This window comes from Streptomyces coeruleofuscus (assembly GCF_039532725.1).
In the GTDB taxonomy this organism is placed as follows: Bacteria; Actinomycetota; Actinomycetes; order Streptomycetales; family Streptomycetaceae; genus Streptomyces; species Streptomyces coeruleofuscus.
This window is the reverse complement of sequence record NZ_BAAASE010000004.1, coordinates 235396-251224: the sequence shown is the minus strand read 5'-3', so window position 1 is coordinate 251224 and position 15829 is coordinate 235396. Positions and strand designations below refer to the sequence as shown.

The 15829-nt window shown below is 70.7% G+C and carries 16 protein-coding genes; 7 read left to right on the top strand and 9 right to left on the bottom strand.

Annotation, left to right across the window (positions count from 1 at the left end):
• Nucleotides 1-9 precede the first annotated feature (9 nt).
• The 3 genes from sdhA (at nt 10) to ABFX81_RS16535 (ending at nt 3315) form a co-directional block, all read left to right on the top strand.
• A complete protein-coding gene (gene sdhA / locus ABFX81_RS16545; RefSeq protein ID WP_086850368.1) occupies nt 10-1764 on the top strand; it encodes a succinate dehydrogenase flavoprotein subunit in 1755 nt (584 codons plus the stop codon).
• Nucleotides 1764-2543 (top strand): succinate dehydrogenase iron-sulfur subunit, encoded by a 780-nt coding sequence (locus ABFX81_RS16540; protein WP_086604082.1) that lies wholly within the window; start codon nt 1764-1766, stop codon nt 2541-2543. The genes sdhA and ABFX81_RS16540 overlap by 1 nt, the downstream gene beginning before the upstream one ends.
• A 151-nt stretch (nt 2544-2694) precedes the next feature.
• Nucleotides 2695-3315 (top strand): Uma2 family endonuclease, encoded by a 621-nt coding sequence (locus ABFX81_RS16535; protein ID WP_086850369.1) that lies wholly within the window; start codon nt 2695-2697, stop codon nt 3313-3315.
• A gap of 30 nt (nt 3316-3345) precedes the next feature.
• Here the strand turns inward: ABFX81_RS16535 and ABFX81_RS16530 are convergent, their stop codons facing one another.
• Both ABFX81_RS16530 and ABFX81_RS16525 read right to left on the bottom strand, forming a co-directional pair.
• Nucleotides 3346-5817 (bottom strand): DUF4132 domain-containing protein, encoded by a 2472-nt coding sequence (locus tag ABFX81_RS16530; RefSeq protein ID WP_086850370.1) that lies wholly within the window; start codon nt 5815-5817, stop codon nt 3346-3348.
• Nucleotides 5817-6209 (bottom strand): hypothetical protein, encoded by a 393-nt coding sequence (locus ABFX81_RS16525; protein ID WP_086850371.1) that lies wholly within the window; start codon nt 6207-6209, stop codon nt 5817-5819. The genes ABFX81_RS16530 and ABFX81_RS16525 overlap by 1 nt, the downstream gene beginning before the upstream one ends.
• 119 nt (nt 6210-6328) lie before the next feature.
• Here ABFX81_RS16525 and ABFX81_RS16520 point away from each other — a divergent pair, with 119 nt between their 5' ends.
• From ABFX81_RS16520 to ABFX81_RS16510, 3 genes are read left to right on the top strand one after another with little or no spacing between them, the layout of a single operon-like run.
• Nucleotides 6329-6736, top strand: coding sequence for a hypothetical protein (locus tag ABFX81_RS16520; RefSeq protein WP_086850372.1), 408 nt, complete (start codon nt 6329-6331; stop codon nt 6734-6736).
• Nucleotides 6737-6748: 12 nt separating this feature from the next.
• On the top strand, nt 6749-7288 hold the full coding sequence (locus ABFX81_RS16515) for a thiol-disulfide oxidoreductase DCC family protein (RefSeq protein WP_346138256.1): 540 nt from the start codon (nt 6749-6751) through the stop codon (nt 7286-7288).
• A 17-nt stretch (nt 7289-7305) separates the two neighbouring features.
• Nucleotides 7306-8052 (top strand): TetR/AcrR family transcriptional regulator, encoded by a 747-nt coding sequence (locus ABFX81_RS16510; protein WP_346138255.1) that lies wholly within the window; start codon nt 7306-7308, stop codon nt 8050-8052.
• A gap of 9 nt (nt 8053-8061) precedes the next feature.
• On the opposite strand, the gene ABFX81_RS16505 is transcribed toward ABFX81_RS16510, so the two are convergent.
• The 3 genes from ABFX81_RS16505 to ABFX81_RS16495 all read right to left on the bottom strand — a co-directional run bounded on the left by ABFX81_RS16505 (nt 8062) and on the right by ABFX81_RS16495 (nt 11565).
• A complete protein-coding gene (locus ABFX81_RS16505) occupies nt 8062-9618 on the bottom strand; it encodes an ABC transporter substrate-binding protein (RefSeq protein WP_086838576.1) in 1557 nt (518 codons plus the stop codon).
• A 166-nt stretch (nt 9619-9784) separates the two neighbouring features.
• Nucleotides 9785-11302, bottom strand: a complete 1518-nt coding sequence (locus tag ABFX81_RS16500) for a metallophosphoesterase (RefSeq protein WP_086838578.1) — start codon at nt 11300-11302, stop codon at nt 9785-9787.
• A 23-nt stretch (nt 11303-11325) separates the two neighbouring features.
• Nucleotides 11326-11565, bottom strand: a complete 240-nt coding sequence (locus tag ABFX81_RS16495) for an SCO4848 family membrane protein (protein ID WP_086838581.1) — start codon at nt 11563-11565, stop codon at nt 11326-11328.
• 172 nt (nt 11566-11737) lie between these two features.
• On the opposite strand from ABFX81_RS16495, the gene ABFX81_RS16490 reads away from it, so the two are divergent.
• Nucleotides 11738-13057: a D-alanyl-D-alanine carboxypeptidase family protein gene (locus ABFX81_RS16490; RefSeq protein WP_086838583.1), complete on the top strand. Its 1320-nt coding sequence runs from the start codon at nt 11738-11740 to the stop codon at nt 13055-13057.
• On the opposite strand, the gene ABFX81_RS16485 is transcribed toward ABFX81_RS16490, so the two are convergent.
• From ABFX81_RS16485 to ABFX81_RS16470, 4 genes are read right to left on the bottom strand one after another with little or no spacing between them, the layout of a single operon-like run.
• Complete coding sequence (locus ABFX81_RS16485) at nt 13005-13922, bottom strand: YihY/virulence factor BrkB family protein (protein ID WP_346138254.1); 918 nt, start codon at nt 13920-13922, stop codon at nt 13005-13007. The two genes, ABFX81_RS16490 and ABFX81_RS16485, sit on opposite strands and share 53 nt — an antisense overlap.
• Nucleotides 13910-14362, bottom strand: coding sequence for a GtrA family protein (locus tag ABFX81_RS16480; protein WP_346138253.1), 453 nt, complete (start codon nt 14360-14362; stop codon nt 13910-13912). Before ABFX81_RS16480 ends, ABFX81_RS16485 begins: the two co-directional genes overlap by 13 nt.
• A complete protein-coding gene (locus ABFX81_RS16475; protein WP_086838587.1) occupies nt 14359-15303 on the bottom strand; it encodes a decaprenyl-phosphate phosphoribosyltransferase in 945 nt (314 codons plus the stop codon). Before ABFX81_RS16475 ends, ABFX81_RS16480 begins: the two co-directional genes overlap by 4 nt.
• Nucleotides 15296-15817 (bottom strand): phosphatase PAP2 family protein, encoded by a 522-nt coding sequence (locus ABFX81_RS16470; protein ID WP_086838589.1) that lies wholly within the window; start codon nt 15815-15817, stop codon nt 15296-15298. The genes ABFX81_RS16475 and ABFX81_RS16470 overlap by 8 nt, the downstream gene beginning before the upstream one ends.
• Between the last annotated feature and the right edge of the window lie 12 nt (nt 15818-15829).

The following is a 15829-nucleotide window of genomic DNA, read 5'->3' as shown; positions in this document are numbered from 1 at the left end:
GCGAGAATCATGAAGATCCACAAGTACGACACCGTCATCGTCGGCGCCGGTGGCGCCGGTATGCGCGCCGCCATCGAGTCGACGAAGCGCAGCCGCACCGCCGTGCTCACCAAGCTCTACCCCACCCGCTCCCACACGGGCGCCGCGCAGGGCGGCATGGCCGCCGCGCTGGCCAACGTGGAGGAGGACAACTGGGAGTGGCACACCTTCGACACGGTCAAGGGCGGTGACTACCTGGTCGACCAGGACGCCGCCGAGATCCTGGCGAAGGAGGCCATCGACTCCGTCCTCGACCTGGAGAAGATGGGCCTGCCGTTCAACCGCACGCCGAACGGCACGATCGACCAGCGCCGCTTCGGCGGTCACAGCCGGAACCACGGCGAGGCCCCGGTCCGCCGCTCCTGCTACGCGGCCGACCGCACCGGCCACATGATCCTCCAGACGCTGTACCAGAACTGCGTCAAGGAGGGCGTGGAGTTCTTCAACGAGTTCTACGTCCTGGACCAGCTGATCACCGAGGTCGACGGCGTCAAGCGCTCGGCCGGTGTGGTGGCGTACGAGCTCGCCACCGGCGAGATCCACGTCTTCCAGGCGAAGGCCGTGATCTACGCGTCCGGCGGCTGCGGCAAGTTCTTCAAGGTGACGTCGAACGCGCACACGCTGACGGGTGACGGCCAGGCGGCGGTCTACCGCCGGGGCATCCCGCTGGAGGACATGGAGTTCTTCCAGTTCCACCCGACCGGCATCTGGCGCATGGGCATCCTGCTGACGGAGGGCGCCCGTGGTGAGGGCGGCATCCTCCGCAACAAGGACGGCGAGCGCTTCATGGAGAAGTACGCGCCGGTCATGAAGGACCTGGCGTCGCGAGACGTGGTGTCAAGGTCCATCTACACGGAGATCCGCGAAGGCCGTGGCTGCGGCCCCGAGGGCGACCACGTCTACCTGGACCTCACCCACCTCCCGCCGGAGCAGCTGGACGCCAAGCTGCCCGACATCACGGAGTTCGCCCGTACGTACCTCGGCATCGAGCCGTACACGGACCCGATCCCGATCCAGCCCACCGCGCACTACGCCATGGGCGGCATCCCGACGAACGTCGAGGGTGAGGTCCTGGCGGACAACACCACGGTCGTCCCGGGCCTGTACGCGGCCGGCGAGGTCGCCTGCGTGTCGGTGCACGGCGCGAACCGCCTGGGCACCAACTCGCTGCTGGACATCAACGTCTTCGGCAAGCGGGCCGGCATCGCCGCGGCCGAGTACTCCCAGACGGCGGACTTCGTCGAGCTGCCGGAGAACCCGGCCGAGTTCGTGATCAAGCAGGTGGAGATGCTGCGCGACTCCACCGGCACCGAGCGCGTGACGACGCTGCGCCGTGAGCTCCAGGAGACCATGGACGCCAACGTCATGGTGTTCCGTACCGAGCAGACGATCAAGACGGCGGTCGAGAAGATCGCGGAGCTGCGCGAGCGCTACCTGAACGTCTCGATCCAGGACAAGGGCAAGCGGTTCAACACGGACCTGCTGGAGGCCATCGAGCTGGGCAACCTGCTCGACCTCGCCGAGGTCATGGCGGTCTCCGCGCTCGCCCGCAAGGAGTCCCGCGGCGGTCACTACCGCGAGGACTACCCGAACCGCGACGACGTCAACTTCATGCGGCACACCATGGCGTACCGCGAGGTCGGCGCCGACGGCTCCGAAACCGTCCGTCTCGACTACAAGCCGGTCGTCCAGACCCGCTACCAGCCGATGGAGCGTAAGTACTGATGGCTACCCCCGTTCTGGACAAGTCGGACGCGGCCGGAAAGCCCGAGCCCGGCTTCGCCGACTCCCCCTACATCACGGTCACCTTCCGCATCCGCCGGTTCAACCCGGAGGTCGCGGCGGAGGCGAGCTGGGAAGACTTCCAGCTGGAGATCGACCCGAAGGAGCGCGTCCTCGACGCCCTCCACAAGATCAAGTGGGAACTCGACGGCACCCTCACGTTCCGCCGTTCCTGCGCCCACGGCATCTGCGGCTCGGACGCGATGCGGATCAACGGCAAGAACCGCCTCGCCTGCAAGACGCTGATCAAGGACATCAACCCCGAGAAGCCGATCACGGTCGAGGCCATAAAGGGCCTGACGGTCCTGAAGGACCTGGTCGTGGACATGGAGCCGTTCTTCCAGGCGTACCGGGACGTCATGCCCTTCCTCATCACGAAGGACACGAACGAGCCCACGCGCGAGCGTCTCCAGACGGCCGAGGACCGCGAGCGCTTCGACGACACGACGAAGTGCATCCTCTGCGCGGCCTGCACGACGTCGTGCCCGGTCTTCTGGAACGACGGCCAGTACTTCGGCCCGGCGGCCATCGTCAACGCGCACCGCTTCATCTTCGACTCGCGTGACGAGGCGGGCGAGCAGCGCCTGGAGATCCTCAACGACCGCGACGGCGTCTGGCGCTGCCGCACGACCTTCAACTGCACGGACGCCTGCCCGCGCGGCATCGAGGTCACGAAGGCGATCGCCGAGGTGAAGCGGGCGCTGATCACGCGCCGCTACTGAGCCGATCGCTTGCTGATGAGGGCCCCGTTTCCGCTGGAGACGGGGCCTTCTGGCATATGCCACACCATCGGGCGAAAGGGGTCGTGAAGGCCGCGCAGGCGTCGTCCGACCTACCATGATGCTCTCGACACCAGTTCCCAGGAGGCACCTGATGTCCGCAGCTTCCGTCGAGCAGCCCTTCCACGACGAAGAGCCGGTCACCCTCACGACCATCGCCGACGAGATCATGGAGCGCCATCCGGGCTACCGCGTCGAGATCATCGGAGGCCATCTCCTCGTGACCCCGTCCCCGGATGCACCTCATGCCCGTGCCCTCACGGGCCTCATGATCCCGTTCATCGCCGCAGGGCTGCATGGCGGCGAGACCGAGGTCCTCCAGAACGTCGGCCTCTGGCTCCCCACCGGCGCCGAGGACTACGCCATCCCCGACCTCGTGGTGGTGGACGCCGACATCGACGACCACCTCGTCGAGAACAACGCCTACGATCCGGCCTGCTTCCGTCTCGTCCTGGAAGTCACGTCCGGGAACTGGAAGGACGACCTCAAGACCAAGGTCGCCGCCTACGCCGAGGCCAAGGTTCCGGTCTACGTCGTCGTCGACCGCAAGCACCAGCGCCTCCACGTCCTGACCGGCCCGGTGGGAAGCGGATACGAGAACCACCGTCCTCATGCCGCCGGCGAGCTCGTCACTCTCCCCGACTCCATCGGCGCGAAGGTGACCCTCGACGCGGCCGAGATCCTCAGGGCCGGCCAGGCGAAAACGAGCGAATGAGCCGAGGCCGCAGCACCATCGCGGGCTCCATCACAACTGGCTGAGAATCGAAGGGTCCGTGATCCTCGTATCCTCCGCCAGCAGCATCGCCTTGCTGAGGATCACCGCCAGCATGCGGTCGCCCTCGTAGGGGAGGTAGCCCGTCCGCGGGGCCGACGGGTCGGACTTCGGGACGATGCAGAGGTACTGGTCGTTCGGGGTTCTGAGGATGTTGCCCGAGCCCAGGTGGATCTTGTACGTGTGGCGGTCGCCCTTCACATGGAGGAAGCGGCCCTCCAGGGTGCAGCGGTCGGCTATCGCCAGGCGGGGGACCAGGTGTTCGAGCAGGAGCCTGCGGGTCTCGGCGCTCTGGTTGAGTTCGCCGAAGCCGTACGACGTCCAGTACTCCTGGAAGCGGCCGCCGGGGCCACCGTCCTGCCAGGTCGGGTCGTTCCCGATGCTGGAGACGCCGACGAACAGGTCGACGTCGCGCAGGACTTCGGAGAGGACCAGGGGCGGGATGTCCTCCAGGGGAACCGGGGCGACGGGATCCTGGCCGTCGCGGAGCCACATGGCGTACTCGCCGCCGTAGCAGTGGGCCCAGTTCTCCGGGGCGTCGATCGGGTAGAAGCGGACCTGGTCGGTGCGCAGGCGCAGATAGCTGCCGGAGTCGGTGGTGTCGACGCCGTACTCCTCGCCGTCGCCCTCGATCCAGTACTCGGCGCGCAGGCCCCACTGCGGCAGCTCCCGGGTGGCGGGTGGGGCCGAGTCGTCGACGCACAGGCGGAGCTTGTTGCGCCAGCCGCGGATCGCGGCCAGGGAGTTGAACTGATGCTGGCGCAGGACGTGGGCCGCGAAGCGGTTGGAGTAGGTGCGGGTGGCGCGCTCGGCGTCGGTGAGCAGGTAGATCTCGCGGTGGGCCTGTTTGAACGGCTGCGTGATGCCGTGCCGCTCCAGCCAGTCGCGCCAGGCGACGATCTCGGCGGGTTCGCGGCCGACCGGGTGCCAGAGTTCGACCCGCGTCCCCCGCGTGAGCGGTTCGTCGGCCAGGGTACGCAGCTCGCCGTCCGCGTATCCGGCCGTCCTGCCGTCGATCGTCCACAGCAGGCGGCGGGCCAGTGTGCCCACCAATGGGTGGTCGAGGTAGCGCTCTCGCCAGACGGCGTACGACCAGCTGCGGCGGGCCAGGAACTGGCGGTCCAGGCGTTCGCTCTGCGCCGAGAGCATCTTGTCGATGTCCTTGACCGCGGTCTTCAGTTCCTTCAGCTCGTCGGCGTGGTCGCGCTTCACCACTGCGGGCACGCTCTTGACCGGTTTGCCGACCGCGTTGCGCCAGACGAGCACGGCCCGGGTGCCCTGGATCTCCAGCAGGGCCGTCGCCTCGCCCAGGCGGTGCGTCGCGCGGCCGACCTCCGTGAGTCCGTAGGCCGGGACCGCCAGTTCCTCGATCTCCTCGCGGCTGAGGCCGAGCGCGGTGGCCCGGGCCTCCAAGGCCGTGTCGAGGAGCTTGGCGGTGTTCTTGTACGTCACCCGCGTGGCCAGCCGGGCGAGTTCGGCGAGGGCGGCCTCGGAGTCGATGCGGGCGAGCGCGACGACGCCCGCGTTGGCGACCTTGGGGTTGCGGGGGCCGATGCCCGCGACCTTCCGCAGTGAGGTCTCCACCAGCGCGCCGAGGGCCCGGGCCGTGCCGGGGTGGGGCGGCAGGAGGGAGAGGAGCCAGGCCAGGCCGCGCAGGGCTGTCGCGTTGTACGGGTCGTAGGCGCTGTTGATGTCCGGATCCCACGCGCGGGGCTCCAGCTGGAGGGTGCGGGGGCGGCCGACGAGAGCGAGCCAGGACAGGAGCCTCTCGCGGACGGCCTCCGTGCCCAGCGTTTCCAGCAGGGCACGCGCCCCCTTGTCCCACTTGGCCGTGGGCTTGGACGCCGTGGCCGTCAGCAGGTGTCTGAGGAGGGCCTGCCAGTCGGGAGTCGTGGCATCGCGCATGGCCTGTTCGGCCCATGCCTCGCCGACGTTGAGGACGGGGTCGGTGAGCTGCCGGGCCAGCACCGTCAGGTCGTCCCCTCGGTAGGCGTCGAGGGACGCACGGCGGACGACGGCCACTACAGGCGGGGGGAGCGGGCGGCCCGCCGCCAGTTCGGCCCGGGCCAGGACGTCGAAGCGGGCCGCATACCAGAAGGTCTGCCGCCGGGCCAGGTCGTCCAGGGCCCGGTGCCGCTCGGCGGCCAGTGGGTCGTCGTCCAGGTCTTCGGACACCAGGCCGCACAGGGCGAGATGGCGGCAGCGGTCCTCCGTGTCGTCACCGGCCTGCCCGAAGCGGTCGGCCAGGGCGTGCAGCAGCTCACGGCGGCGCTCGGCCGGCAGGTCGCGGAGCTGGTTCAGCACCTGCTCCCAGCGGCCACCCCAGGTGCCGCGGCTGAAGTCCACAACGCGCAGCGCCTCTTCAGCGACCCGGACCATGTCGCCGTCGGCGATCCTGTTGCGCAGCCGGTCCGTGTGCGACCGGGGCGTGCGGAAGGCGCTCATCAGCCACCGACCAGGGGCACGAGCTTCAGGAACGTGACCTCGGTGCCGAGCGTCAGCTCGATCTCCTCGTCTAGGTCGGTGACCTGACGGTCCCCCACCAGCACCAGGAAGCCGTTCCCCGCGAACGCCCGCAGGGCCAGGGCCGTCTGTGCCTCGGGGTCGATCCGGCGGGGCGTGCGCAGCGCGTATCCGTTCAGCACGCGCTCGGCGTCCTCGGGCTGGACGAGCCCCTGGAACACCTCCGGCGTACGGGCGTTGAACTCGGCGACCTCCTGGAACACCCGGCGCCGGATCAACTCCCGTGCGGTCAGCCGCTCCTCGGCGATCTCCAGCCCCCAGGCCGCCCGCCGCTCCCCCGCTGTCGTCTCGTCGACGAACGTCACGATTGCCATGCCGACGACAGTACGAGGCACCACTGACAATCACCCCGGAGCACGTATTGAACATGTTCAAAAAGAGGTCTAGGGTCATCCCCGACAGCGTTTTGAACATGTTCAAGAAGGGTGGGGCAATGGACCGCACGGTCGTCGCCTACGTCATCTACCTGCTGGTCAGCGTCGGTCTGACCATCTGGGTGGCCCGCACGCTCAGCCGGAACGGGAGGATCTTCCTCGCCGACGTGCTGCACGGCAACGAGAAGCTCGCCGAGGCCGTGAATCACCTCCTGGTGGTCGGCTTCTACCTCGTCAACCTCGGGTTCGTCGCGCTGTACCTGAGCGGCGACGAGACCATCACCGACACGCGCGGCGTCTTCGAGGCCCTGTCGACCAAGCTCGGCGTGGTGCTGCTGGTGCTCGGCGTGATGCACCTGGCCAACGTCTACGTGCTCAACCGGATCCGGCGCCGGGGCGCCATGGAGCGGGAGCAAGTGCCGCCGGTGCCGCCGCAGGGCTGGGTCGCCCCGTCGGCGCGGGCCTGAGCGGAGACCGGCATGAACGCCACCGGCACGAACGCGACCGGCACGAACACACCCGCCCCGGTCCACCGGCTCGCCGTCCTGTACGACGCCGAGTGCTCCCTGTGCGCGTTCCTGCGCGACTGGCTCCTGCGGCAGCCTCAGCTGGTGCCGCTGGAGCTGGTCCCGGCCGGCTCCGAGGAGGCCCGGCGGCGCTTTCCCGGCCTCGACCATGGCGCCACCCTCGACGAGATCACCGTCATCGGCGACGCCGGGCAGGTCTACCGGGGCCCCGCCGCCTGGGTCGTCACCCTGTGGGCGCTGCGCGAGCACCGGCCGCTGGCCCACCGGCTGAGCACTCCCTCCGGCGCCCGGCTCGCCAGGGGCGCGGTGCTGGCCGCCGCCAAGTGGCGCGGGGCGCAGTGGAACCGGGGGCAGCAGGGCGGGGCGCGGTGGGGTGGCCGGGTGTACCGGCGGGCGGACGGGTGGTCCTACGATCCGGCCCTCGGCTGGACCTACACCGCGCCGGGCTGCACCGACGGCACCTGCGCCCCTCACCCGGCGCCGGGGCGCTGACGTTAGGCTCTCTTCCCGTGCCCGCGAAGAACGACGGCCCCGACGACGGCGCCACCCCCAGCAAGTCCGAGCAGACCCGCGCCCTGATCCTGGAGACGGCCATGCGGCTGTTCCAGGAGCGCGGCTACGACAAGACGACGATGCGGGCCATCGCCACGGAGGCCGGGGTCTCCGTCGGCAACGCGTATTACTACTTCGCGGGCAAGGAGCACCTGATCCAGGGCTTCTACGACCGGATCGCCGCCGAGCACCAGGTGGCGGTCCGCGAGATCCTGGACCGGGAGACCGATCTCGAGGCCCGGCTCGCGGGCGTGCTGCGGGCGTGGCTGGACATCGCGGCCCCCTACCACGAGTTCGCGGTGCAGTTCTTCAAGAACGCCGCCGACCCGGACAGCCCGCTCAGCCCCTTCTCCCCGGAGTCGGAGCACGCGCGCGAGGAGGCCATCAGCGTCCACCGGGAGGTACTGGCCGGGGCGACCAAGACCAAGGTGCCCGAGGAACTGCGGGGCATCCTGCCGGAGTTGATGTGGCTGTCCCAGATGGGGCTCGTCCTGTACTGGATCTTCGACCGGACCGAGGGACGGGAGCGCAGCTACCGGCTCGCCGAGCGCGGCGCACGGCTCACCGCGCGGGGCGTCGCCCTGGCCCGCTTCCGAGTGCTGCGGCCGCTGGTGCGCGAGGTGCACGAGCTGTTCACGGACTTCCTGCCGGGGATGACGCGGGCCGTCCCGGACCCGGCGGCCCCGCGGCGCACCGGCTCCTGAGGCACGGCGTCAGATCCCGGTGAGGCTCCAGAGGCGGAACACGCCCGTGCCGTCCGACAGATACTGGCCGCCGCCGACGTCCTCGGTGGTCACGACGTACTCCTTGGCCTGCCACAGCGGCAGCACCGGCACGTCCTGGGCGACGGTCTGCTGCACCGAGCGGAAGTCCCGGTCGGCCTCGCCGCGGTCGGCGTAACGCTGACTGTCCTTGATGAGCCGGTCGACGGTCTTGCTGCTGTAGCCGGTGTTCATGGCGCTGCCGGTGCCGACGAGCGCGGCCTGGAAGGTGTCGGGGTCGGGGAAGTCGGCGACCCAGCCGACGGCGTACGCGTCGAGCTCGCCGCTCGCCCACCGTTTCTGGAAGTCGGTCCACCCGTAGCCCCGGAGGGTGACCTTGAACAGGCCGCTCGCCTCCAGCTCCCGCTTGATTTCGGCCGCCTCCTGCGCACCGGCACCGCGGCCCTCGGCGTAGCCGTAGGTGAAGCGGACCGGCAGGGTCACGCCCGCCCGGGTGAGCAGCTGCCGCGCCTTCTTCGGGTCCGGCCCGGGATAGTCGTCGAAGAACGAGGCGGTGTGCCCGGTGATGCCCGCCGGGATCAGCGAGTACAGCGGGTCGACGGTGCCGTCGTAGACGGTGGCGGCCAGCCGCTCGCGGTCGACCAGCCAGGCCATGGCCTGCCGGACCTTCGCATCGTGCAGGGGCTTGCCCGCGCGGGTGTTGAAGTACAGGTTCCGGGTCTCTGAGCCGTCCGCCTCGAAGACGCGCTGCGTGGGGTCGCTCGGGTTCAGGCCGGCGAGGACGCCGGGCGGCAGCTGACGGGTCGCGACCTCGACCTGTTTGTCCTTCCAGGCGGTGTCCAGGGCGCCGGGGGTGGCGTAGTAGCGCAGCGCGACGGGCCGGTCCGCGCCGCCCTTGACGGCGCCCCGGTAGCGGCTGTTGGGCGTGAGGACCGCCTTGTCGTCCTTCGTGTAGGAGGTGAGGGTGTACGGGCCCGTGCCGTCGGCTCCGTCGCCCGTGCGCAGCTTGGTGGCCGGGTACGCGGTGCGGTCGACGATCGAGCCCGCGCCGGTGGCCACCTTGAACGGGAACGTCGCGTCGGGCGACGACAGGTGGAAGGTGACGGTCCGCCCGTCGGCGTCCACGGAACGGAGGGTGTCGAGCAGGGACGCCGGGCCGACCGGGGACTTGATCTTCATGATCCGGTCGAAGGAGTACTTCACGTCCTCGCCGGTCATCGTCCGGCCGCTCGGGAAGGTGAGCCCTGAGCGCAGTTCGCAGCGGTACGTGGTGAGGTCGCCGTCGGCGAACGCGCAGCTCCTGGCCGCGTCCGGCACGGGCGTGGTGCCGCCCGGGGCGAACGTGAGCAGCGACTGGAAGACGTTGCTGAACAGCGCCCAGGAACCGGCGTCGTAGGCGCCGGCCGGGTCGAGGGACGTGACGGCGTCCGTCGTGCCGACCGTGACGGTCGTGCCGTCCCGCTTCGAGGGCACGAGCTGCCAGGCGCCCACCGCCACGGCCGCCAGGACGAGCAGTCCCGCGAGTATCCGCAAGCGAACCGATCGCATCGGCCTCGCCCTCCCGAGGCCCTTGGGCCCTTGTGCCAGTGCCACACCCCTTTGTGGCGGCCTCACCCAATCACAGGTGTTCGAGCTGGCGGAAGGAAGATCTGCCGAGTTGGGAAAGAACTTACCGATGGGCGTTTCGGTCCGTTTTCACAGCGTTCTCACAGGGTCAGGCCTGCTTCGACGCCAGCTCGATCAGCGTGATGTCCGACGGTGCCCCCACCCGGGTGGGCGGGCCCCAGGCGCCCGCGCCGCGTGAGACGTAGAGCTGGGTGTCGCCGTAGCGCTCCAGGCCCGCGACGGTCGGGTTGGCGGCGGCGGCGATGAAGTTGCCGGGCCAGAGCTGGCCGCCGTGGCTGTGGCCGGAGAGCTGGAGGTCCACGCCGTGCTCGACGGCGTCGTGGATCTGCACGGGCTGGTGGGCGAGCAGCACGCAGGCGCGGGCCGTGTCGCGGTCACCGAGGGCCTTCGCGAAGTCGGGGCCCTGGCCCTCGTCCTCGCCGGTCACGTCGTTGACTCCGGCCAGGTCGAAGTGCGGCAGCTCCCTGCGGGCGTTCTCCAGGGGGTCGAGGCCGAGGCGCCTGACCTCCTCGACCCACTGCTCCGCGCCGGAGAAGTACTCGTGGTTCCCGGTGACGAAGTAGGACCCGTGACGGGCCCTCAGCTGCGCCAGCGGGGCCGCCGCGGGGCCCAGGTCCTTCACGCTGCCGTCGACCAGGTCGCCGACGACCGCGATCAGGTCGGGCTGGGTCGCGTTGATGGTGTCGACGACCTTCTGCGCGAAGCCGCGGCCCAGGACGGGGCCGAGGTGCACATCACTGACCACGGCGATCCGGAACCCGTGCGCCGCGCGCGGCAGTTTGGCCAGCGGCACGGTGACCCGCTTCACCTCGGGTCCACGCAGCACGCCGTACGTCCCGTAGCCGACGGTCCCGACAGCGGCGGCCGCGGCGGCCCCGGCGACGACGCGGGAGACGAAGAGGCGGCGGGAAGGGCCGGTGGCTGCGGGAGCTGTGGTGTCGGTGGTGTCGGTGGTGCTCGGGGTGCTGAGCAGCTGTGGTGAGCTGTCGGGGGTGACGGGTGTGGCGGACGCGGGATCGGCCTGCGGGTCGGGGGCGGTGGCGGAAGCGGACGCTCCGGCCTCCTCCTGGCCGTCCACCACCGCCGCCGCAGCAGGCGCCCCGCCGGGCACGCCGGCGTCGCCCTTCTGCGGTGCGGCCGCCCCGCCGGGCACGGCAGGTGTGCCGGGCAGGTGCTCCGCGTCGGAGGGCGGGCCGGTTGTCGCCGGAGTGCCGGGCGTCGTCCCCGGGTCCGTCTCGGCCAGAGGGGCCTGCGTCGCCGGGCCGGGCTCCGCCGCTCTCGCCCGCCGTTCCAGGAACCGTCTCAGCAGAGGTCGTACGACCTCCCCCGCCACCACCGCCAGCAGCAGGTATATCGACAGGGCCAGCCACAGGAAGCCCGGCCAGGCGAGGGTCTGCTGGAGCCAGAAGGGGGCGCCCGAGCGTTCGGCGACCAGGGCGGTGATCGCGAGGACCCAGCCGCCCGCGATCAGGACCGCGCCCGCGCGGCGGGCCAGGCCCGGGCCGCGGGTCGTGTCGCGGAACAGGCGGCGCCACACGTACCAGTTGGCCGTCACGATGACGGCCAGGACGAGCAGTGCCACGAGGACGAAGAAGGCGATGGCCACGGTGTCGTGTCTCCCGATTGCCGTTATGACGTCCGGCGCAGTGCGCGCAGACCACGCAACCCGATGGCCCCGACGGCCGTCCCCAATACGAAGGAGACGACTGCGAGCAGCAGGTGCACCCAGAAGTACGCCGTGGGATGACCGTCGTCGAAGGCGAGCCCGCTGCTGTCCTTGACAAGGTTCTTGACGAAAGTGATCCAGATGACCCAGCTCCACACCCCGAAGGCGAGCAGGAACCAGGACACGGGGCGGCTGAGCTTCACAAAATCAGACCTTTCATCACAACGCCGGGCTCCCGGGGTCGGCCGGGGGTCCGGGGGTTGTCCCCCGGATGAGCACAGCATGAGTCCAGTATCGCCAGAGGCTGTCCGGTTCCGTTCCCGGGGTGGGGGCACGGGCGGGACTTCACCCCGTACGGCATGTACGTTTCCGATCGTGCCCGCTCCGAAGAAGACCGCCAGGCGATCCCTGCTGGTCACCTCCGCCCTCCTGTCGTCCCTCGCCCTGGCCGCACCCGCGGCCGTCGCGGCCCCGAGCCCTTCGGGCAGTCCGTCGGCGAGCCCCTCGGGCAGCCCGTCGGCCACTCCCCCGGCGTCGATGTCGACCGTGGGCGGCGCCCGGCTCGGGCAGCCCGGGACGCAGGTGAACCTCGCGAGCGGCGTGCCGGTGCTGCCGAAGGACGTCAGCGCCCGCTCCTGGATCGTCGCCGACGCCGAGTCCGGTGACGTGCTGGCCGCGCACAACGCGCACTGGCGGCTGGCCCCGGCGAGCACGCTGAAGATGCTGTTCGCGGACACGCTGCTGCCGAAGTACCCGAGGACGGCCAAGCACAAGGTCGCCCCCTCCGACCTGGCGGGCATCGGCCCGGGCTCCAGCATGGTCGGGATAAAGGAGGACGAGACGTACACCGTCCACGACCTGTGGCTCGGCGTCTTCCTGCGCTCCGGCAACGACGCCGTGCGCGTGCTGTCCGCGATGAACAAGGGCGTCGAGAACACCGTCAAGGAGATGAACGAGCACGCCGAGGAGCTCCAGGCCCTCGACACGCACGTCGTCAGCCCGGACGGCTACGACGCCGAGGGACAGGTCTCCTCCGCGTACGACCTGACGCTGATCGCCCGCTCGGGGCTCCAGAAGAAGGACTTCCGCGAGTACGCCTCGACGGTCAGCGCGAAGTTCCCCGGCGAGACGAAGAAGGACAAGAAGGGCAAGACGGTCCGCAAGTCCTTCGAGATCCAGAACACCAACCGGCTGCTGAGCGGCGACGCGGACCTGCCCGTCTACCAGGGCATCGCCGGTATCAAGAACGGCAACACCACCAACGCGGGCGCCACCTTCACGGGCGTCGCCGAGCGGAACGGCAAGGTGCTGCTGGTCACGGTGATGAACCCGGAGAAGCCCGAGCACAACGAGGTCTACAAGGAGACCGCCCGGCTGTTCGACTGGGGCTTCAAGGCGGCCGGCAAGGTCCAGCCCGTCGGCGAGCTGGTGCCGCCGACGAGCGCCGCGCAGGCCGGTGCCCAGCCCGGGACCAACCCCTCCGGTGAGGCCGGCGGCTCCGGGAACGGCGCGGGCGGCACGGCCGGGACCGGTGCCAAGCCGGTGGCCAGCGCCCCGGCCGCGAACGGCTCCAGCGGCATCGGCATCGCGCTCGGCATCACCGGCGGGGTGCTGGTGCTGCTCGCGGGCGGTGCCTTCCTGGTCAACCGCCGGTGGCCGCTGCCGGATCTGGTGCGCCGCCGGACTCGCCCGTGACGTCCGGCAGTTCGTTCTCCTTGCTCTGCGTCGCCGTCCAGGAGGCGCAGAACAGCACCAGCTTCGAGGTGAAGTTGATCCACAGCAGCAGCGCGACGGGCACGCCGAACGCGCCGTACATGCTCTTCGCGGCCACGCCCTGCAAGTAGCCGCTGAGCAGCAGCTTGAGCAGTTCGAAGCCGACCGCGCCGGTCAGTGCCGCGACGACCAGGCGGTGGCGCGTGGGCTCGACGCCGGGCAGCAGCGTCAGGACGTAGAGCAGGAGCAGGAAGTCGGCGAGTACGGCTATCAGGAACGCGGCGATGTGCAGCAGGACACCGCTCCAGCCGCCCTCGTCGATGCCCAGCTGCCGGGTGATCCAGCCGACCATCGCCGAGGCTACGGCGGAGGCGGCGATGGTGACGAGGAGCGCGCCGCCGAGGCCGATCAGGACGCCCGCGTCCTTGGCGTAGCGCAGGACCGGGTTCTCCTCCTCGTCGTCCAGCTCCCACACCGCCCGCAGGCACTCGCGCATGGAACCGGCCCAGCTGATGCCGGTGAACAGCAGCAGGGCGCCCGCGATGAGGCCGATCGTGCCGGCGTTGTCCACCAGGCCTGCGATGTCCAGCTGGTCGGAGATGCCGGGCACCTGCTCGGCGATCTTGTCCTGGAGCTTGTCCTGCTGCTCCGTGCTGAGCGTGCCGGCGGCGATCGTGGCGGACACCGTCAGCAGCGGGAACAGCGCCACGAAACTCGTGAAGGTCATCGCGGCGGCCAGCCGCGTCCACTTCACGCGGTCCAGCCGCTCGTACGACCGCCACGCGTGGGTGATCATCAACCGTGTCATCCACGGCCCGATGACCGGGAGCTTTTTCAGCCAGTCCATGATCCGACTCTGCCCTCCGCCCGGAAGACCCATGTACGGGTACCCCAGAACCGCAGAATCGTTGCCAGTGCCATGCCGATGACCGCGCCGGAGACGGTGTCCGCGCGCTGCGAGGTGAACCCGAGGCCGTAGTGGCTGACGGCGAGACAGAGCAGTTGGACGGCGGCCCCGGCGAGGTTCACCAGGAAGAAGGCGGCGTACGGGCGCAGGCCCCGGGCCCGCGAGGTCCGGTAGGTGCCGAGGGCGTTGCCCGCGTAGGCGACCGAGCAGGCCGCCACGAAGGACAGGGCCTTGGCGGTGAGCGGGCCGAGTCCGGCGGGGCCGCGCAGGCAGGTGAACAGGGCCAGGTCGACGGCGTAGGCGAGGAGACCGACGGTGGCGAACCCCAGGAGCTCCCGGCGGCCGGGGATCGTCCGGCTCGACCACGCGCGCGTGGTCACCAATTGGCCACCGCCAGGCCGTACATCGCCACCCACACCAGGCCGATGAGGGCGAGCGCCCGGTCGCGCAGGACGACGTCCTCGGGTTCGCCGGCCGTGCCCCGGTCGGCGAAGACCGCGTACCTCAGGATCGCCAGGACGAAGGCGACCATGGACAGTTGCCGCCAGGGCAGCACGCTGGTGTGCGGGACGCCGCCCTCCTCCATGGCCCACAGGCAGTAGCCGAGGACGGCGACACCGGCCGCGAGCTGCCAGACGAAGCGGAGGTAGCCGGTGGTGTACTCGGTGAGCAAGGCGCGTGTGGCGCCCGCTTTTCCGGCCATCTGCACGGCCTCGGAGTAGCGCTTGGCCGACACCATGAACAGCGCGCCGAAGCCGGTGGTGATCAGGAACCAGCGCGACAGCGGGATGCCGAGGGCGAGCCCGCCGATCATCGCCCGCATCAGGAAGCCGGTCGTGACGACGGCGAGGTCGACGACGAGGACGTGCTTGAGGCTGACGCAGTAGGCCAGTTGCATGCCGAGGTAGGTGGTCAGCAGGGCGGCGACGGCCGGGGAGCAGAGCCAGGCCGCGGCGGCGGGCGCGAGCAGGCCGAGGCAGCCGCCGACGGCGTAGGCGACGGGCACGGGGACCTGTCCGGCGGCGACCGGGCGGTGCCGCTTGGTGGGGTGGGCGCGGTCGGCCTCGGCGTCGCGGGCGTCGTTGACGAGGTAGACGGCGGCGGCGCAGGCGGTGAAGAGGACGAAGACGAGGGCCAGTTGGGTCAGGGCGTGCCGGGAGAAGAGCTCGCCGGCGGCCGCCGGGGCGGCGGCCACCAGGATGTTCTTCATCCACTGCCTGGGCCGCGCGGTCCGCAGGAGACCGGCCAGGAGACCGCCCTTGCGGGGTGGCGCGGACGGGTCCTCGTGGGTGCGCTGCGGCAGGACGGCCGTCTCAGCCATGGTGGGCCTCTCCCCTCATCCAGCGGGCGCCGAGCCGGGCCGTGAGCGCGCCGAGGGCAGCGCCCGCCGCGACGTCCGAGGGGTAGTGGACGCCGGCCACCAGCCGCGAGACGCACACGGCGGCGGCGAGCGGCGGGACGGCGCGCGCTCCCAGGGCGCCGAAGGCGACGGCGGCGGCAGCGGCGGACGTGGCGTGCGAGCTGGGGAAGGAGTGCCGGCCGGCGGTGCGCACCAGGGGCTCGACGTGCGCGGGGCGCGGGCGGCGCACGACCCGCTTCACCCCCATGCTGACGAGGTGCGCCCCCGCAGTGAGCGCCGTGCCGCGCAGCCAGGCGCCGCGTCTCCTGCCGTCGACGGCGGCTCCGACGAGCCCGGCCGCCAGCCACAGCGCGGCGTGTTCCCCCGCCCAGGACAGGGCACGCGCGGCACCGGCCACGCGCGGGTCGGTGCCGCACGCCCTGAGCGCCGAAACGATCCGGTGATCCATGTCGTGCAGGTCGTCGAGGTCGTCCATGTGGACTCACTG